Origin of the sequence: Variovorax sp. RO1 (genome assembly GCF_002849325.1) — a bacterium.
GTDB lineage: Bacteria > Pseudomonadota > Gammaproteobacteria > Burkholderiales > Burkholderiaceae_C > Variovorax.
In genome coordinates, this window is the sequence record NZ_PKMT01000009.1 from 204,036 (window position 1) to 221,570 (window position 17,535).

Annotated in this window: 23 protein-coding genes; 5 read left to right on the forward strand and 18 right to left on the reverse strand. The window is 68.2% G+C overall.

From position 1 onward, the window contains the following. Position 1 precedes the first annotated feature (1 nt). Positions 2–403: a DUF6194 family protein gene (locus CY658_RS30585; RefSeq protein ID WP_101493743.1), complete on the forward strand. Its 402-nt coding sequence runs from the start codon at positions 2–4 to the stop codon at positions 401–403. Positions 404–407: 4 nt separating this feature from the next. Here CY658_RS30585 and CY658_RS30590 read toward each other — a convergent pair whose 3' ends face one another. Beyond that, positions 408–1,049, reverse strand: coding sequence for a hypothetical protein (locus tag CY658_RS30590; RefSeq protein ID WP_101493744.1), 642 nt, complete (start codon positions 1,047–1,049; stop codon positions 408–410). A gap of 200 nt (positions 1,050–1,249) precedes the next feature. On the opposite strand from CY658_RS30590, the gene CY658_RS30595 reads away from it, so the two are divergent. Together CY658_RS30595 and CY658_RS30600 are read left to right on the forward strand one after the other, a co-directional pair. After that, the gene (locus CY658_RS30595; protein WP_099796404.1) at positions 1,250–1,507 is read left to right on the forward strand and encodes a hypothetical protein; all 258 of its coding nucleotides are present in this window, start codon (positions 1,250–1,252) and stop codon (positions 1,505–1,507) included. Then, a complete protein-coding gene (locus tag CY658_RS30600) occupies positions 1,492–1,938 on the forward strand; it encodes a hypothetical protein (protein WP_101493745.1) in 447 nt (148 codons plus the stop codon). The genes CY658_RS30595 and CY658_RS30600 overlap by 16 nt, the downstream gene beginning before the upstream one ends. Before the next feature lie 13 nt (positions 1,939–1,951). On the opposite strand, the gene CY658_RS30605 is transcribed toward CY658_RS30600, so the two are convergent. The 13 genes from CY658_RS30605 to CY658_RS30665 all read right to left on the reverse strand — a co-directional run bounded on the left by CY658_RS30605 (position 1,952) and on the right by CY658_RS30665 (position 13,461). Next, positions 1,952–3,175, reverse strand: a complete 1,224-nt coding sequence (locus tag CY658_RS30605) for an ROK family transcriptional regulator (RefSeq protein WP_101493746.1) — start codon at positions 3,173–3,175, stop codon at positions 1,952–1,954. Further along, complete coding sequence (locus CY658_RS30610) at positions 3,168–3,965, reverse strand: ATP-binding cassette domain-containing protein (RefSeq protein WP_101493747.1); 798 nt, start codon at positions 3,963–3,965, stop codon at positions 3,168–3,170. The genes CY658_RS30605 and CY658_RS30610 overlap by 8 nt, the downstream gene beginning before the upstream one ends. Beyond that, the gene (locus CY658_RS30615; RefSeq protein ID WP_101493748.1) at positions 3,965–4,924 is read right to left on the reverse strand and encodes an ABC transporter permease; all 960 of its coding nucleotides are present in this window, start codon (positions 4,922–4,924) and stop codon (positions 3,965–3,967) included. Before CY658_RS30615 ends, CY658_RS30610 begins: the two co-directional genes overlap by 1 nt. Positions 4,925–4,950: 26 nt before the next feature. Beyond that, a complete protein-coding gene (locus CY658_RS30620; RefSeq protein WP_101493749.1) occupies positions 4,951–5,964 on the reverse strand; it encodes a sugar ABC transporter substrate-binding protein in 1,014 nt (337 codons plus the stop codon). 422 nt (positions 5,965–6,386) lie between these two features. Continuing rightward, positions 6,387–7,580: an MFS transporter gene (locus CY658_RS30625; RefSeq protein ID WP_101493750.1), complete on the reverse strand. Its 1,194-nt coding sequence runs from the start codon at positions 7,578–7,580 to the stop codon at positions 6,387–6,389. Continuing rightward, positions 7,580–8,692, reverse strand: a complete 1,113-nt coding sequence (aroC, locus tag CY658_RS30630; protein ID WP_101493751.1) for a chorismate synthase — start codon at positions 8,690–8,692, stop codon at positions 7,580–7,582. Before aroC ends, CY658_RS30625 begins: the two co-directional genes overlap by 1 nt. Before the next feature lie 33 nt (positions 8,693–8,725). After that, positions 8,726–8,911 carry a hypothetical protein gene (locus tag CY658_RS30635; protein WP_056583411.1) on the reverse strand — a complete coding sequence of 62 codons (186 nt, stop codon included), beginning with the start codon at positions 8,909–8,911 and terminating at the stop codon, positions 8,726–8,728. A gap of 54 nt (positions 8,912–8,965) precedes the next feature. Then, complete coding sequence (locus CY658_RS30640; RefSeq protein WP_101493752.1) at positions 8,966–10,549, reverse strand: MFS transporter; 1,584 nt, start codon at positions 10,547–10,549, stop codon at positions 8,966–8,968. Beyond that, positions 10,546–10,923 carry a YciI family protein gene (locus CY658_RS30645; RefSeq protein WP_101493753.1) on the reverse strand — a complete coding sequence of 126 codons (378 nt, stop codon included), beginning with the start codon at positions 10,921–10,923 and terminating at the stop codon, positions 10,546–10,548. Before CY658_RS30645 ends, CY658_RS30640 begins: the two co-directional genes overlap by 4 nt. Next, positions 10,920–11,300: a YciI family protein gene (locus CY658_RS30650; RefSeq protein WP_101493754.1), complete on the reverse strand. Its 381-nt coding sequence runs from the start codon at positions 11,298–11,300 to the stop codon at positions 10,920–10,922. Before CY658_RS30650 ends, CY658_RS30645 begins: the two co-directional genes overlap by 4 nt. 72 nt (positions 11,301–11,372) lie before the next feature. Then, a complete protein-coding gene (locus CY658_RS30655) occupies positions 11,373–12,656 on the reverse strand; it encodes an RNA polymerase sigma factor (RefSeq protein WP_101493755.1) in 1,284 nt (427 codons plus the stop codon). After that, positions 12,653–13,096: an SRPBCC family protein gene (locus CY658_RS30660; protein WP_143713822.1), complete on the reverse strand. Its 444-nt coding sequence runs from the start codon at positions 13,094–13,096 to the stop codon at positions 12,653–12,655. The genes CY658_RS30655 and CY658_RS30660 overlap by 4 nt, the downstream gene beginning before the upstream one ends. Then, positions 13,006–13,461: an ArsR/SmtB family transcription factor gene (locus CY658_RS30665; RefSeq protein WP_143713820.1), complete on the reverse strand. Its 456-nt coding sequence runs from the start codon at positions 13,459–13,461 to the stop codon at positions 13,006–13,008. Before CY658_RS30665 ends, CY658_RS30660 begins: the two co-directional genes overlap by 91 nt. A gap of 105 nt (positions 13,462–13,566) precedes the next feature. On the opposite strand from CY658_RS30665, the gene CY658_RS30670 reads away from it, so the two are divergent. Then, on the forward strand, positions 13,567–13,989 hold the full coding sequence (locus tag CY658_RS30670) for a cupin domain-containing protein (RefSeq protein ID WP_101493757.1): 423 nt from the start codon (positions 13,567–13,569) through the stop codon (positions 13,987–13,989). Between the two features lie 80 nt (positions 13,990–14,069). Then, positions 14,070–14,987 carry a DUF2167 domain-containing protein gene (locus CY658_RS30675; protein ID WP_101493758.1) on the forward strand — a complete coding sequence of 306 codons (918 nt, stop codon included), beginning with the start codon at positions 14,070–14,072 and terminating at the stop codon, positions 14,985–14,987. Positions 14,988–15,002: 15 nt separating this feature from the next. Here the strand turns inward: CY658_RS30675 and CY658_RS30680 are convergent, their stop codons facing one another. The 4 genes from CY658_RS30680 to CY658_RS30695 are packed head-to-tail and all read right to left on the reverse strand — an operon-like array spanning position 15,003 to position 17,535. Further along, positions 15,003–15,791: an enoyl-CoA hydratase/isomerase family protein gene (locus CY658_RS30680; protein ID WP_101493781.1), complete on the reverse strand. Its 789-nt coding sequence runs from the start codon at positions 15,789–15,791 to the stop codon at positions 15,003–15,005. A 10-nt stretch (positions 15,792–15,801) separates the two neighbouring features. Further along, on the reverse strand, positions 15,802–16,632 hold the full coding sequence (locus CY658_RS30685; RefSeq protein WP_099796383.1) for an SDR family NAD(P)-dependent oxidoreductase: 831 nt from the start codon (positions 16,630–16,632) through the stop codon (positions 15,802–15,804). A gap of 28 nt (positions 16,633–16,660) precedes the next feature. Beyond that, positions 16,661–17,080, reverse strand: coding sequence for a MaoC family dehydratase (locus CY658_RS30690; RefSeq protein WP_101493759.1), 420 nt, complete (start codon positions 17,078–17,080; stop codon positions 16,661–16,663). Positions 17,081–17,094: 14 nt separating this feature from the next. Then, a complete protein-coding gene (locus tag CY658_RS30695) occupies positions 17,095–17,535 on the reverse strand; it encodes a MaoC family dehydratase N-terminal domain-containing protein (protein ID WP_101493760.1) in 441 nt (146 codons plus the stop codon).

Here is a 17,535-nt window from a genome sequence, read left to right on the forward strand (position 1 = left end):
CATGACCGAAGACGACATCACCCAACACATCATCGACACGCTCGGCGGCGGCCATTTCGAAGTGGCCGACGACAACACCTTCTTCTTCCACGGCGCGGACAACAAGTTCCCCTTTGCCACGATCGTCACGAAGGACAACGACTTCGACAGCGCCTCGAACCTGAACCGCCCCGGCGTGTTTCGTCTGAACGTGGGTGTGGGCAAGGAGACCTTTCGCGCGCTGTTCGGCGACGCAGAGCCATCGGGCATCGACTACACCGCGCTCGACCGGCTCATGCCGCACCCGGTGTACGCAAAGATGTACTGGGTCAGCGTGATCAACCCCAGCGCCGCGACCTTCGAGGCCGTGAAGCCGCTGCTGGCTGAGGCCCGGAACCTGCTGGCCTCACGGGATAAGAGCTAAGCGCTCAGGCTGACGACCGCGACAGCGTCGCCAGCTTCTTCCTGGCGCTTTGCAAGAGCCCGACCTTCTCGACCGGCAGCTGCGCCTTCGTATCCCCGAGCTTGACGATCTCGAGCGCCGCGGGTTTCGGCATGAGTGCGTCGCGCGGCGTGAGGCCGTTGAACTTCGCGTTCGAGATGACGTGCACCTTCAGGTGACGGTGAATGTTCTTCGAGAGCTTCTTGCAGGCGGCCGCCAGGGTGGCTTCGTCGGGAATCGACTGGCCGTGCACGACGAGCAGCTCCAGGGTGCCGTCTTCGTCCTCTGCGAGCACGAAGGCGCGCACGACCGAGGCCTTGAACTTGCCGCGCAACATCGCGCGGACCGGCTCGGCCGCAGCGAACGATTTGAGCGCGATGTTGCGCAGCTCGTCGTGGAAGATGAAGGCGCGGTCGATCGAGAAGGTCTCGGCCTCCTCGGCCTTGGGCTTGTGGCGCTTCAGGATGCCACTGCCGACGAGGTGCTCCAGCGTGCGTTCCACATCGGCCGTATCGAGCTTCGAGCGATGGGCCAGTTCGCTGGAAGACAAGGGTTGGTCGGGCGCCGCGTAGGCGACCATCAAGAGCTTTTGCACCTCGGGGGCGAAAAGAAAATCTGTAGCACTCATTTCGCGGTTCTCTACTTCTCTGCGTCTGTGGGGTTCTCTACAAGCGGGTTGCATTATCGAGAGCACCCCTGCTTCCCGTGCGATGCGGCTTTCTCCACGGCGTTTTCGCGGCGGATTCCGTCACCGCGCATGGCGCCGGCCTACAGCGGCGCCCGGTGCGCGCCGGTAAGAACGGCTGAACACGACAAGGAGCTTCAGCCATGGACCTGGAACAGACGATCGACAAGATCAAGCAAGTGGATGCCGCGCGCGCCGACTACCCCGGCGAACACCTCGTCGTGCTCGGCGCCGGCGTGCTGCTGTTGCTGGCCGCGGGCCGCAGCCGGTCGTTCCTGATGCGGATCGTCGCGGGCGCCGCCGGCGGCGCGCTGATCGGCCGGGCCGCGAGCGGCACCGGCGGCATCGCGAAGCTGGCCGGCGTATTGCAGAACGGAGGCCTGGCATGGCCGCGGCGCTGACCTCGCAGGCCCACCCGCCTGCATCCGACCCGCGGCGATACTGGGCCCCTTGCCTGGGCGTGGCATTGGTGGCGATGTCGCTCTTCTATGTGACCTTGAAAGACCTGGTGCAAGAGAGCGCGGCGCGCGCCGCGGTCTTGACCACCGCCGTCGTGCCCGCCGAGCCCGACAAGTCGACCACTGACCGCGCGTTGCCGGATGCGGTGACCCGCGCATCCACGGAACCGGCCCCGCTGACGAACACGAAATTCGACGCCCCGGTGATCGCCCCCGCAGCGCCCGCCGCCAAGGCCGTGCCTGCCGTCGTCGAGGTGCACAAGTGCGTCATGCCCGAGGGCGATGCGGCCTACTCCGACGGGCCGTGCCCCGCAGGCGCACAAGCAACCACGCTGCGATTTCCGCGCGACCTGCACGCCTCGGCGAACTTGTGAGTTGGTGAGCGGCTCAGGCCGCCTTCAGAAACACATCATGGTCCGGCGCGAAATTGGCGTGCAGCGGCAGCATCGCGCCGCCGAGCGCACAGGCCTGCGCCCCCGCCCGCCCGCCGTGCAGCCGCGGCGACCACAGGCCTTCCCAGTTGCACTGCGCGAGCGCCGCGCGGGTCTGCACCAGCAGCGCGTCGAGCAGCGCGCGTGACATCGAACCGTCCATCACCACATCGGCCAGATCGAGCACCGCGGTGCTGCTGACGATGGCGTGCGCCAGCGCCCGCGACGCACTGCCGAGCCAGGCCTGCGTGGCCGCGGCGAACGGTGCCTCGAGCGCGCGGTCGTCGTACGCGGCCGTGGCGTCGCGGCCTTCGGCGCGCAGGCGCTGCTCGAGCTCCCACAGCGACGCCTCGGCCACCACCTGCGTCGACACGCCTTCGGAGGGCTTCTCCGTGCGCATCGGGATCGACGCGAGCGCGCCCGCGTTGCCGTGCGCACCCGTGTGCAGGTGCGAGTTGATGACCAGCCCGCCGCCCACGAAAGTGTCGACGAAGATGTACAGGAAGCTCTTGAGGTCGTGGCCGCGCCCGGTCACCAGCTCTGCCACGCAGGCCGCCACGGTGTCGCGCGCAAAACCCACGGGCACATCGGTGCGCGCGCGCACCTCGGCCAGCAGGTCCATCTGGTTCCACTCGTCCGACTGCGTCTTCGACAGCCCCAGCGTGCGGTGCCAGCCGCCGAGCTGGAACGGCGCCGCCAGCCCCGCGCCCACGTTGCGCGCGGCCAGCGGACCGAGCCCGTCGCGCAGCCGGTGGATGTGCTCGGCGATCACTGGCAGCAGCGCCTCGGCATCCGGAAACTCGTAGCGGATCGCGTGGTGCTCGCGCACCTGCGCCGTGAAGTCGATGAGCAGCCACTCGGCCCCGCGCCGCCCGAGCTTGACGCCGATGGCGAAGGCGCCGTCGGGGTTGAGCGCCAGCGGCACCGAAGGCTGGCCGATGCGCCCGCGCACACGGCTTTGCTTGACGATGAGGCCGTCGTCCTCGAGCCGCGCGGTGATGAGGCCGATGGTCTGCGCGCTCAGCCCCGTGAGCCGCGCGAGGTCGGCCTTGGGCAGGCTGGTGTGCACGCGCAGCGCCTGCAGCACCACGCGCTCGTTGAACTGGCGCATGCCCACCTGGTTGGAGCCGCGCGGACGCAGCAAGACCGACGGGAGCTCGAGGGCATCGGGATCAGGCATGCGCCTCCGCGGGCAACTGGTCAGCGGTCATCGCGCCAGTCATCACGGCCACGGTGTCGCTCATGCTGATCTTTCGGGGGTTGAGAACGGCGGCGCGGCGCCCGAGGCGTGCCACGTGGATGCGGTCGGCCACCTCGAACACATGCGGCATGTTGTGGCTGATGAGCACCACGGGCAGGCCGCGCTCGCGAACGCGGCGGATCAGCTCGAGCACCATGTTGCCCTCCTTCACGCCGAGGGCGGCGGTCGGTTCGTCCATGATGACCACATGCCGCGCGAAGGCCGCGCTGCGCGCCACGGCCACGCACTGGCGCTGGCCGCCCGAGAGGGTTTCGACCGCCTGCGTCATCGACTGGATGCCGACCTTCAGGTCGGCCATGCGCGCCGTGCTTTCGAGCAGCATCTTCTTCTTGTCGAGCATGCGCAGCACGTTGCCCATGAAGCCGGGGCGGCGCAGTTCGCGGCCGAGAAAGAGGTTCTCGTAGATGGTCATGGCGGGCGCCACCGCGAGGTCTTGATAGACCGTCTCGATGCCGGCGCGGCGCGCGTCGAGCGGGTTGCGGAAATGCACCGGCGCGCCGTCGAGCAGGATCTGGCCTTCGTCGGGCACGATGGCGCCCGACAGCGCCTTGATGAGAGACGACTTGCCCGCGCCGTTGTCGCCGATCACCGCGAGGATCTCGCCCTCGCGCAGCTCGAAGTCGACGCCATCGAGCGCGGTGACCTGGCCGTAGCGCTTCACCAGGCCCTTGGCCTGCATCACGATCTTGGGGTTGGTCACGGTATTCATCAACGTGCTCCCTTGCGCGAGAGCTGATCGGCCGCCACCGCAAGAATCACCAGCACGCCCGTCACCAGCACCTGGTAGATCGACGACACGCCCATCAGCGTGAGCCCGTTGCGGAACACGCCCACGATGAGCACGCCGATGAGCGAGCCCAGCACGATGCCGCGCCCGCCAAACAGGCTGGTGCCGCCGAGCACCACGGCCGTGATGGCGTCGAGGTTCTCGGTCTGGCCCGCGTTCGGATCGCCCACGCCGGTGCGCGCCACCGACAGCAGCGAGGCGATGCCGTAGAACACGCCCGCCGCCACGTACACGCCCAGCAGCACGCGCTGCGTGGGAATACCCACCAGCCGCGTGGCCTCGGCGTTGTTGCCGACCGCGTAGATGTGCCGGCCGGATGCTGTCTCGCGCAGCACGAACCACGCGAGCACATACAGCGCCACCATCAGCACCGAGCCCCACGCCACCTCGGCGCTGCCGATGGTGAAGGTGGTGCCCAGGCCCGTGAGGCCGGCAGGCAGGTCGGTGATCGTTTGCGACGACGAATACAGCTGCGTGATCGCGAACGCGATGTTCAGCGTGCCCAGCGTCACGATGAACGGCGGCAGCTTGATGCGCGTCACCAGCAGGCCGTTGAGCAGGCCGAACAGCGTCGTCACGCCGATGCCGCACAGAATGGCCAGCGGCACCGGCATCCCGAGCTCGGTCGCGAACTTGCTCATGACGATGCTGCCCAGCGCCATCACCATGCCGCACGACAGGTCGATGCCGGCCGTGAGGATGATCAGCGTCTGGCCGATGGCGATCACGCCCACCACCATCACCTGCTGCAGGATCAGCGACAGGTTGCCGCCCGTCAGAAAACGGTCGGACTGCGTCGCAAAGAAGATGCACGCGCCGAGCAGGGCCAGCCACGGCCCGAGGGCGCCCCACGGGATGTGGTGCGTTGGAGATTTCGCCATCGATGTGTACTCCCGGGACGACCTGTTTACTTCTTGCCCCAGCACAGCTCGGTGCCGGTCTTGGTGTCCTTGCTCTCGACGCCGGCCACGCTCTTGCCGGCGATGAGCGTCACGCCGGTGTCGACATAGCCCGAAGCCTTCTTGCCGGTCTTGGCGAACTCGACGCCCGCGGCCACGCCCATCGCGGCCATCTTCAGCGGGTACTGCTGCGAGGTCGCGGCAATGACGCCGGCGGCCGTGTCCTTGATGCCCTGGCAACCGCCGTCGACCGAGACGATCATCACGCCCTTCTCCTTGCCCGCGCGCTTGAGCGCGTTGTAGGCGCCGGCCGCGGCGGGCTCGTTGATGGTGTAGACCAGGTTCACGTCGGGCGCCTTCTGCAGGCAGTTTTCCATCACCGTCTGCGCCTTGGCCTGGTCACCGAAGCTGTCAGCCATGCAGACGATTTCGGGCGCCTTCGACAGCTCGTTCGACTTGGCGTCGTTCGCAGCCAGCCCGAAGCCCTTCATGAAGCCGTTGTGGCGCTGCGCGCCCACGGGGTGGCCCGGCAGCAGGTCGAGCGCGACGATCCTGGGCGTCTTGCCGGCCATCGCGGCCTTGGCGTACTCGCCGATGAGCACGCCGGCCGTGTAGTTGTTGGTGGCAAAGAGCGCATCGGTCGCGTCCGGCGGATCGGCCGGGCTGTCGAGCGCGATCACCATGATCCCCTTGTCGCGCGCCTTCTTGATCGCCGGCACGATGGCCTTGGCGTCGCTCGGCGTGATGAGGATGGTCTTGGCGCCCGCGGCAATCATGTTTTCCATCGCCGTGATCTGGCCCGCGTTGTCGCCGTCGGCCTTGCCCGCGCCCGACAGCAGCTTGGCGCCGAGCTTCTTGGCCTCTTCCTGCGCGCCCTCCTTCATCTTCACGAAGAACGGATTGGTCTCGGTCTTGGTGACCAGGCCGATGACCGGTTCGCCAGCGGCCAGGGCCGTGGAGGCAGTGGAAGCGGCCAGGGCCAGAACGGCCAGGGCGGGAACGAAACGCGGGCTGATGAACATGGGGGTGTCTCCTTCAGGGGCGGGGCACGGCGTTTTGCCGTGCTTTTCTGTGAAACCGGCGGCCTTCTTGTTTGCAATTCAACGAGAACGCACCGGACGCGAGACGGACTATCGAACAGTCGACTTACTAAATCAAGTTGATTGAGTTATCGAAAACCCGCGTTTGAACAGATTCGTGGGGCGTGACATCTGCCGCGGTTCGTTGACTTGCGGCTCGCTGTTTGTAATTCCAAACGCCTCAGTTTCTGGGCTTCACCGACCTTTGAGACCAGTTCTTGACGATTGCCTCGAATGCCGATTCAGCGCTCATCTGGGTGCGAAAAGTCGGCTACGGGCCGAAATGCAAAGAAGGTGCGCTCTTTGTCACCACGGCTGGCAAGCCCCGGCGCTGGCGATGAATGCAGCGCCTCGGGCGGGCGCGCTCAGGCCCGGTTCGGACGCGCCGAGGGCTCGAGCACCACCATCCGCCAAGCACACAGCGACCCCGCCACCGCCAGCACCGCCGCCAGCGCGAACATCGTGCGATAGCCCAGTTCCTGCGCCACCGCCCCGCCGAGCAGCACACCGAGCACACCGCCAAAGCCGTAGCCGATCACCGTGAACAGCGCCTGCCCGCGTCCGCGCAGGTGGCCGGGGAAGCGGCGCGACACCACGGCAATGCAGGCCGTGTGGTGCGCCGCGAAGCTCAGCGCATGCAGCCACTGCGCGACGACCAGCGCCGCGATGAAGCCACCGAGCCCGGCCGTGAGGCCGAGCCGCGCCACGCCGGCGATGCCGCACACCAGCATCCAGCGCGGCATCGGCAACAGGCCGATGAGGCGGCCCTGCAAAAAGAACCAGACGATCTCGGCCACCACCGACAGCGCCCACAGAAGGCCGATGGTGCTCTTGCCGTAGCCGATCGAATCGAGGTAGAGCGAGAAGAACGCGTACACCGAGAAGTGCGACATCACCTGGAAGAACAGCGACGCAAAGAACCAGCGCACGGCGGGGATGCGCAGCACGGGGCCGATGGGTTCCTTCACGGCGTCGTGCGCAGCGGGCGGCTCGCGCACGTCGGGCAGCTTCATCGTGGCGATCAGCACCACGGCCAGCGTGCCGGCGGCCCAGTACGGAAAGTGCTTCATGCCGAAGCGCTCGAACCATTCGCCCGCAACGAACACGGTGACCAAAAAGCCGGCCGAGCCACACAGGCGGATGCGCCCGTAGCGGCCCCAGTCGCCCGCGACGATCTGCGCCATGGCCGCCTCGGTGAGCGACATCATCGAGCTGGTGTGCGTGAACATCACGAGCAGCACGAGCGCGAGCCACCAGGCGCCGCCGTGCCACCACAGGCCGAAGGAGCTGGCCAGCGCCACGGCGGCGCTGAAGCGCAGCAGCTTCACGCGCTGGCCGGTGTGGTCGCTGAGCGCGCCCCAGGCATAGGGCGCAAAGACGCGCGTGATCGATTGCACCGAGGCCAGCAGGCTGATCGTGAAGATCGGCAGGCCCAGGTCCTTGAGCCACAGCGGCAGGTACGGGTTGAAGAAACCGATGTGCGCGAAGTAGCTGGCCGACAGGCCAGCGAATGCCAACAGGTGGCCGCGCCCCGCGGCCACAGGTGGCGCGGCGGACACTACAGGAAGGACGACTGCGGCGACGCAGCTTCGCTCTTCTCGGCAGGCGGGTTCACGTCGCCGCACTGCGCGCGGTTGCGCAGCACGTGTTCCATCACCACCAGCGCGAGCATGGCTTCGGCGATGGGCGTGGCGCGGATGCCCACGCAAGGGTCATGGCGGCCCTTGGTGATGACTTCGACGGGGTTGTTGTTCACGTCGATGGACTGGCGCGGGCTGATGATCGAGCTGGTGGGCTTGATCGCGATGCTCACCTCGAGGTCCTGTCCTGAGCTGATGCCACCCAGAATGCCGCCGGCATTGTTGGTGAGAAAGCCCGTCGGCGTGATCGAGTCGCCATGCGTGGTGCCGCGCTGCGTGATGCTGTCGAAGCCGGCGCCGATTTCCACGGCCTTCACCGCGTTGATGCCCATCATGGCGTAGGCGATCTCGGCGTCGAGCTTGTCGAACAACGGCTCACCCAGACCCACGGGCACGTTCGTGGCCGTGACGCGGATGCGCGCGCCGCACGAATCGCCGGCCTTGCGCAGGCGGTCCATGTAGTCCTCCAGCGCGCTCACGTCGGCGATGGGGGCGAAGAAGGGGTTGTTGGGGACGTGGTCCCAGCTCTCGAAGGGAATGGCGATCTCGCCGATCTGCGTCATGCAGCCGCGGAACACCATCCCGTATTTTTCGGCCAGCCACTTCTTGGCGACCGCGCCGGCCGCGACCATGGGCGCGGTGAGCCGTGCCGAAGAACGCCCGCCGCCGCGCGGATCGCGGATGCCGTATTTCTTCCAGTAGGTGAAGTCGGCGTGGCCGGGGCGGAACTGCTGGGCGATCTGCCCGTAGTCCTTGCTGCGCTGGTCGGTGTTCTGGATCAGCAGCGCGATGGGCGTGCCGGTGGTCTTGCCTTCGTACACGCCGGACAGGATCTGCACCGCGTCGGGCTCGTTGCGCTGGGTGACGTGGCGGCTGGTGCCGGGGCGGCGACGGTCGAGGTCGCCCTGGATGTCGGCCTCGCTCAAGGCCATGCCCGGGGGGCAGCCGTCGATCACGCAGCCGATGGCCGGGCCGTGCGACTCGCCGAAATTGGTGACCGCGAAGAGAGTTCCGAAGGTGTTGCCGCTCATGGCGGGGATTATCCCCACAAAGCAGCAGCCGACTCAGTCGGTGGTGTTTTCCATGCGCTTGGCGAGCACGCCGAGCTGCAGCTCGATGCTGAACAGCCGCTCGTTCAGCACCGCCGTCTGCAGCCGGATCGCCTCGACGATGGCCTTGGTCTGCGGGTCGGAGGTGCTGTCGGACAGTTCTGCCAGGTCATGCAGCTTCTTGCGCAGTTCGTTGCTCATGGGGCCTCCGTTCGGTCGTGGGGTGCGTCGTGGAAGCCCCAGTATGGAGGCTCGTCAACGCTCCGGCAATGCGGCGCCGCCCGGGGGTACGGCGTCCTCCTGCGCATGCGACGCGCCCACGCCGCGCAGCCGCACCGCCACCAGCACGCCAACGAACAACAGCACCACCGCGCACAGGCCGGCCACCAGCCGCAGGGCGCGCAGCAGCGCCTCGCGCCCGGTGTCGAGCAGCGCGGCGCCGGTGGTACTGGGCAGTTCCGCGGCCAGCGCGACCGCGCCGCCCAGCGTGCTGCGGGCGGCTTCGACCGCGGCCGCATCGGACAGACCGGCGGGCACGGCATCGGCCATGGCCGCGCGGTAGATCGCTGCGCCGACGCTGCCGAGGATGGCGATGCCCAGCGCCCCGCCGAACTCGGAGCTGGTTTCCGAGATCGCCGAGGCCACGCCCGCGCGCTCTGGCGGCGCGCTGCCCACGACCAGGTCGGTGGCCAGGGTGAACACCGGCGCCAGGCCGAGCGAAGAAATGATCGCGCTCGTCACCATCCAGGCCAGCCCGCCCTGCGCGGGCAGCAGCACCAGCATGCCGAAGCCCAGTGCCGCCACGCCCAACCCGCCGCCCATGACATAGGCCGGGCACAGGCGCCGCGTGAGCGCGGGCACGATCATCGAGCCGACGATGAAGGCGCCGGCGCTCGGCATGCTCCACAGGCCCGCCTCCAGCGGCGACAGGCCGAGCACCAGCTGCAGGTACTGGGCGTTGTACAGAAAGAGCCCGAACATCACGAAGCAGGCCAGCATGTAGGCCCCGAGCGAGACGCTGAAGGCCGGCAGCCGGAACAGGCGCAAGTCGATCATCGGATTGGCCAGCCGTCCCTGCCGGCGCGCGAACAACCAGCCGAGCAGCGCACCGACCGCGATGGCCAGCAGCGACACCGCGTCGGGACCGTGCTCGGCCACCTGCTTGATGCCGTAGATGGCGGCCAGCACCGCGCCCAGCGAGAGCGCCACGCTGGCCAGGTCGAGCGCGCCCGCGTCGGGGTCGCGGTACTCGGGCAAGAGCCACGGGCCGAGCGCCAGCAGCAGCACCATCACCGGCACGCCGATGAGGAACACCGAGCCCCACGGAAAGAACTGCAGCAGCACGCCGCCCAGCACCGGGCCGATGACCGCGCCGGCCGAGTAGCTCGAGATCCACACGCCGATGGCCACGGTGCGCTGCGCCGGGTCGAGGAACATGTTGCGGATCAGCGAAAGCGTGGATGGCGCCAGCGTGGCCCCCGCCACGCCCAGCAGCGCGCGCGTGGCGATCAGCATGTTGGCGCTGGTCGAGAAGGCAGCGAGCACCGAGGCCACGCCGAACGCCACCGCGCCGATCAGCAGCAGCCGGCGCCGCCCGATGCGGTCGCCCAGCGTGCCCATGGTGACCAACAGGCCGGCCACGAAGAAGCCGTAGATGTCGACGATCCACAGCAACTGCGAGGCGGTGGGCTTGAGGTCTTCGCTGATCGACGGGATCGCCAGGTTCAGCACCGTGAGGTCCATCGAATAGAGCATGCACGGCAGCGCGATGACCGCCAGCCCGGTCCATTCGCGCGCCGTGGCGCGGGCCGGCGTCGGCCGGTTCGTGGTGCCGCTCATGGGCCGGCCCCCCGGTTGCCGCTGTCGCTGCTCGAGAAAACCTTGCGCACCTCGATGCTGCTGAAGCGCGCCGAAGGGATGCCGGCCGCGAGCTGCAGCGCCTCTTCTTCGCTGTCGGCCTCGACCAGATAGAAGCCGCCCAGCTGCTCGCTGGTTTCGGCGAACGGCCCGTCGGTGACCGAGAGTTTGTCGTTGCGCATGCGCACCGTGACCGCCGTGCCGGCCGGCTGCAAAGCCTCGGCCACGACGAGCTTGCCGAGCGCCTGCAGATGGGCGTCGTAGTCGATGTGTTCGTTGATGTAGTGGTCCATGTCCTGCGCCGAGAAGTGGCTCGTCTGCGCGTCGGTTCCGTAGATCAGGCAAAGGTATCTCATGCGACATTCCCCTTCGGGTTTTCGATCATTTCCATGACGTCGATGGGACGCACTTCGATGGCGCCGTAGCGCGCCATCGGAATGCGGCCGGCCAGCTGGATCGCGGCGTTCAGGTCGCGCGCTTCGACCAGGATGAAGCCGCACAGCTGCTCGCGCACTTCGGCGTAGGGGCCGTCGACGTGCGAGCGCTGGCCCTGGCGCACCTGCACCACCTTGGCGGCGCTCACCGAGGTCAGCGCCTCGGCGGCGATGAAGTGGCCAGCGGCTTCGAGCAGGCGGTCGTAGGCCATCGAGTCGGCGTTGAGCGCGCGGCGCTCGTCAGGTGACAGTGCGCGAAGCACCGCTTCGTCGCAATGAACGAGGCAGAGGTATTTCATGCGGAATCTCCTTGCAGATTTGAGTGAGGACATCACTGGTCGAACGGCGACGGCCGAAATCGACACGGGCCGTCAAAAACTTTTTGTGCCCGGCAAAGACGCCAGCTGCCGCTCCAGAAATTGCCGCTCGGGCTGCTGGCGGACCAGCGACAGCGCCTGCAGATAAGCCTCACGTGCGTCGTCGGTGCGGCCCAGGCGCCGGCACAGCTCGGCACGCGCGCCATGCGCCAGGTGGTACTGGGCCAGCTCGCCACGTGCGAGCAACGCATCGATCAGCGCCAGCCCGGCCGCCGGCCCGTCGCGCATCGCCACGGCCGCCGCGCGGTTGAGCTCGGCCACGGGCGAAGGGTCGAGCCGCAGCAGCACGTCGTACAGGCCGACGATCTGTGGCCAGTCGGTGTCGGCGGCCGCGGGCGCTTCGGCATGCACCGCGGCAATGGCGGCCTGCAAGGTGTACGGGCCGAAGCGGCGCGACAGCAGCGCGCGCTCGACCAGCGCCGCGCCCTCCCCGATCTGTTCGCGGTGCCACAGGCTGCGATCCTGCGCGTCGAGCAGCACGAGCTCGCCCTGCGCCGAGGTGCGTGCGGTGCGGCGCGCGTCGTGCAGCAGCATCAGCGCGAGCAGGCCCAGCGCCTCGGGGTCGGGCAGCAGCTCGGCCACCAGCCGCCCGAGCCGGATCGCCTCGGCCGAGAAGTCGGCGCGCGTGACGCTCTCGCCCGACGAAGCCGCATAGCCTTCGTTGAACACGAGGTACACCACGCGCAGCACGGCGTCGAGCCGTTCGGGCAGCTCCGCCAGGCCCGGCACCTGGTACGGAATGCCGGCGTCGCGGATGCGCGCCTTGGCCCGCACGATGCGCTGCGCGATGGTGGGCGCGGGCACGAGAAAGGCGCGCGCGATCTCCTCGGTCGCCAGCCCGCAGACCTCGCGCAGCGTGAGCGCCACCTGGGCGTCGGGCGCGAGCGCGGGGTGGCAGCAAATGAAGACCAGGCGCAGGCGGTCGTCCTCGAGCGCGTCGGCATCGGGGTCGGCCTCGTGCCAGGCGGGCGCGGGGTCGGCCAGCGTGTCGGTGTGGGCGGTGGCCTCGTCCCACGCGGTGAAGCGCGCCTGCCGACGGATGCCATCGATCGACTTGAAGCGCCCCGCCGACACCAGCCAGGCGCGCGGGTTGGCCGGCACGCCTTCGTGCGGCCATTGCTCGAGCGCAGCGCGAAAGGCGTCGTGCAGGGCTTCTTCGGCCCGGTCGAAGTCGCCGAGCAGGCGCACGAGCGTGGCGAAGATGCGGCGCGACTCGGTGCGGTAGATCGCGTCCAGCGCGTCGAGTACGCCGGTAGGGGCCGTCGGTTGTTCTGTCACCCGGTGTCGCCGCCGAGCAGCCAACTCTCGAGCTTGACGAGCGAGCCCGTCCAGCCGTGGGTGTGGCCCTCACGCGCCGCTTCGTCGAAGAACTGCTGGTGCATGAGCACGAGCTCGCAGCCGCCCGCGTCGGGTTCAAGCTGCACCGTGACGCGCGACTCGCGTTCGGGCGTGCTGCGCCAGGCCCAGCTGAAGACCAGCTTGCGCTCGGGCACGACCTCCAGGTAGGTGCCGCTCACATCGTGCGTCTCGCCGTCGGCCGCCAACATCGTCACGCGAAAGCGCCCGCCCACGCGCAGGTCGACCTCGGCCAGCGGCACGACGATCTCTTCGGGGCCGAACCAGTGCTTCAGCGCTTGCGGGTCGGTCCACGCGCGCCAGACTTTGGCGGGGCTGACGCGGAAGTGCCGGCGGAGCGTGAGCGAGGGGCGCTCGGTGATGGGGCTGGTGGTGGGGCCGGGGGAAGGTTTCGCCATTCGGTGTCCTCCTGGTGATAGAGAAAGCGCGCCAGTGCATCGAGGCGGCCGGTCCAGAACTTCTCATAGCGCGAGAGCCACACGGCAGCCTCCTGCATCGGGCCCGCCGACAGCTCGCAGCGCACGACGCGGCCCGCTTTCGTGCGCGAGATGAGGCCGGCACCTTCGAGCACGCGCAGGTGCTTCATGAAGCCGGTCAGCGACATGCCATGCGGTTCGGCAAGCTCGGTCACGCTGAGGCTGCCCTCGCCCAGCGCTTCGAGCACGCTGCGACGCGTCGGGTCGGACAGCGCCGCAAACACGGCGTCCAGGGCATCTGAGTGAACCATGCGGTTGAGTATCTGGAGCGGCCCGCGGGCCGTCAAGCAATGGGCCCCGCGCAGGAACGGTTTATGCATGCTGCATCGCAGCATCATCCCCGCGAAGGAGCGCCCATGCTGGACCGAACCGCCACCCAGTTCTCTCACGTCAAGCCCGCCGACACCGAGTACGTCTCGGGCGGGCTGCGAGACTTCTTCCTGTATCGCGACCTCGGCATTGCGGCCGCCACCCACGGCAAGGTGATCGCGCACCTCGTCAAGGCCAACATGGCACCCGAAACGGGCACCGGCTGGCACCGCCACGAGGCGGACTTCCAGATCGTGATCATGCTCAAGGGCTGGGCGCGCTTCATGTACGAGGACAAGGAAACGCGCGTCGAGGCCGGCGACGTGGTGCACCAGCGCCCCGGCATCCGCCACTTTCTCTTCGACTATTCGCCCGACATGGAGTACCTGGAAATCGTCTCGCCGGCCGACTTCAAGAGCATCGACGTCGAGCCGGTCTGCGAGATTCCGCCGCCCACGCACTGGCCCTGAAACCCGCTGCCAGCGCGGCTTCGCGCGCCGATAAACTCCTCGCGTCTCACCAGAAACGACAACAACCGAGGAGAGAGAACTTGCGTATTCATACGGCCCGCCTGACGGCCGGCTTGCTGTTCGCGTGCGCCTTGACGGCCACCCACATCAGCAACGCCGCATCCCCCACCACCGCTTCCACGGCCTCTGCTGCGAGCTCGCTCGAAGCCGAGCAGGAAGCCGCCTTCAAGGCCGCCAAGGCCGTCCAAAAAGCCGGCCCCGCCGACATCGCCCTGCGCGACCAGGCCCACCTGCACCTGCCCGCCGGCTACGTCTGGGTGCCGACACCCGCCGCCGCGCAGCTCATGCGCAGCATGGGCAACCGCACCGACGACACCTTCATCGGCGCGATCTTCCCCGCCGACGACGGCGACTGGATGGCGGTCGTGAAGTTCGTGAAAGAGGGCTACATCAAGGACGACGACGCCAAGGACTGGAACGCCGACGAACTGCTCACCAGCCTGAAGGAAGGCACCGAGGCCGCGAACGAGGAACGCGCCAAGCGCGGCATCCCGGCGATCGAGGTCACGGGCTGGGCGCAGAAGCCGCAGTACGAAGCCTCGACGCACCGGCTGGTGTGGTCAGCGCTGTCGAAGAAGAAAGGCAGCGACGGCGGCAACCCCGGCGTCAACTACAACACCTATGCGCTGGGCCGCGAGGGCTACGTCAGCCTGAACCTCATCACCAACGCGAACGACCTCGAGAAGTACAAGCCCGACGCCACCAAACTGCTCGGCGCGCTGCAGTACGACGACGGCAAGAAGTACGCGGACTTCAACGCATCGACCGACAAGGTCGCCGCCTACGGCCTGGCCGCGCTGGTGGCCGGTGCCGCCGCGAAGAAGCTGGGCCTCTTCGCAATCGCCCTCGCCTTCCTGGCCAAGTTCGCGAAGGTCGCCGTGGTGGCGGGCGGTGCCGCGCTGTGGGGCCTGACGAAGCTGTTCAAGAAGAAGAGCTGAGTCGCAACTCCGGGCTCAGCGCCCTGCGAAGCGCGGTGCGCGCTTCGCAGTGAAGGCCGCCACGCCCTCGCGCGCATCCGCGCTGCCCGATCGCTCACGCAGCAGGCGGTGCTCCATCTCGAAGTGTTCTTCGATCGGGCGCGCCGTCGCACCGCTGCACAGTGCCTTGATGCCCGCGAACGATGCGGTCGCGCCGTTCGCCAGCCGCGTCACCAACGCTTCAGCTGCGGCTGCGAGTTCGGCGTCCGGGTACAGCGCATCGACCGCACCCGCCGCCAGGCAGCGCGCACTGTCGATCGGGTCGCTGAGCATCAGCCACTGCTGCGCGCGCACCGGCCCGATGCGACGCGACAGGAAATACGAACTCCCCGCGTCCGGCGACAGCCCGATGGCCGCGTAGCCCGTGCGCAGCTTCATCGACTCGGCCGCGAGCACGAAGTCGCCGCACAGCGCCAGCCCCACGCCCGCACCGCCGACCGTGCCGTTCACCGCCACCACCAAGGGTGCCGGGTTTTGCGCCAGCCGCAGCAGCGCGGGATGCAGCCTGTCGAGGATGGCGTCGACCAGTTCAGGCAGTTTCTCGCCCGCAGCCACGAACGAATCGATGTCGCCGCCTGCACAGAACACGCGCCCCTCGCCGGTCAGCAGGATCGCGCGCGGTGCGGCGTCGATCACCTCGTCGATGGCGCGCGACAGTGCATGGCTGCTCGCCAGCGACACCGAGTTGGCGCGCTCGGGCCGCTTCAGCACGATGCGGCCGATGCCGTCCTGCACGCCCCAGGCAATGCCTTCCTCGAACTGCATCGTGGTCATCTCAGATGCCCGTGAGCCCGCCAGTGCACATGAGCGTCTGGCCGCTCACGTAGTCCGACTCGGGCGCGCACAGCAGGTACACCGCGCCGGCCGCTTCTTCGGGCGTGCCGCCGCGGCCCAGCGGGATCGACTGTTCCATCATCGCCAGCAACCCCGGGTTGACGCCGACCTTGATCTCGCGCCCTTCGATGTTCGCCGTGGTGGCCTCGGCCGTGCTGGCCGTGAGCCGCGTCTGGATGAAGCCGAAGGCCACGCAGTTCACCGTGACGTTCATGCGGCCCCACTCCTTGGCCAGCGTCTGCGTCATGCCGACGATGCCGGCCTTGGCGGTCGAGTAGTTGGCCTGGCCCGCATTGCCGAAGAGCCCGGCCACCGACGAGATGTTGACCACCTTGCGCACCACGCGCCGACCGGCTTCGGTCTCTGCCTTGCCGAGCGCGCGAATCACCGGCTGCGCGGCGCGCAGGATGCGAAACGGCGCCGTCAGGTGCACGTCGATCATGGCGTACCACTGCTCGTCGGTCATCTTCTGCACCACGCTGTCCCAGGTGTAGCCGGCGTTGTTGACGATGATGTCCAGGCCCTTGAATTCGCTCACCGCCGTACCGACGAAGCGCTCTGCAAAGTCCGGTGCCGACACGCTGCCGACGCAGGCCACGGCCTGGCCGCCTGCGGCGCGGATGGCCTGTACGGTTTCTTCGGCCGGTTCGGCATCGAGGTCGTTGACGACGATGCGGGCGCCTTCCGACGCGAGCTTGAGCGCGATCGCACGGCCGATGCCGCGGCCCGAGCCGGTGATGAGGGCGACCTTGCCTTCGAGTTTGGGTGTCATGTCTTCTCTCTTCTTTCGTTCAGGGGATTCAGCGCAGCGCCACGAGCGCTTCGCCTGCGATGCGGGGCTGGCCGTACTGGTTGGCGCTGAGCACCTCCACGCGCACGCAGCGCTCACCGTTGTGTTCCAGCTTCTCGAGCACGCGGCCGGTGCAGCGCACGGCATGGCCCAGGTGCGTGATGCCCTGGAAGCGCACGTCGAAGCGGCGCAGCTGCGATTGGGGCGCCCACTGCGTGAGCAAGCGGCCGAGCCAGGCCATGCCCAGCATGCCCTGCGCGAACACGTCGGGCATGCCGGCCTTGCGCGCGAAATCGGTGTCGATGTGGATCGGGTTGTGGTCGCCCGAGGCGCCCGCGAACAGCGCGAGCGTGGTGCGGTTGACCGGTGCAAGCTGCAAGGCGGGCAGCTCGTCGCCGATCTGAATGCTGTCGTAGGTGGGATGGGTCATCGTGCGTTCCTTCTTCAGTGGCGGCACACGATCACGGTGCGCAGTTCGGCCACGAGTTCGTCGCGCTGGTTCGTGGCGCGCGAGGTCTTCACGACGAATTCGAGCGCGCCGTTCTTCTTGTCGTAGATGTCGCTGATGGTGGAGCGCACCGTCACCGTGTCGCCCACGCAGGCCGGCCGGTGGTACTCGAAGCTCTGCTCACCGTGCAGCAGCTTCGACAGCGGAATCTGCAGGTCGTCGAGCATCTGGCCCGACGCGCCCGAGTCCAGCTCGGCCGCGAACAGGAAGGTGGGCGGTGCGGGCAGGTCGGGGTAGCCGGCATCGCGCGCCGCGGCGGCATCGGTGTAGACCGGGTCGGTCTCGCCGATCGCCTTGGCGAAGAACTGCAGCCGGGTGCGCTCGATGGGCAGCACCGAAGCGGGCAGCTCGTGGCCGATCCATTTCTTGTCGATCAT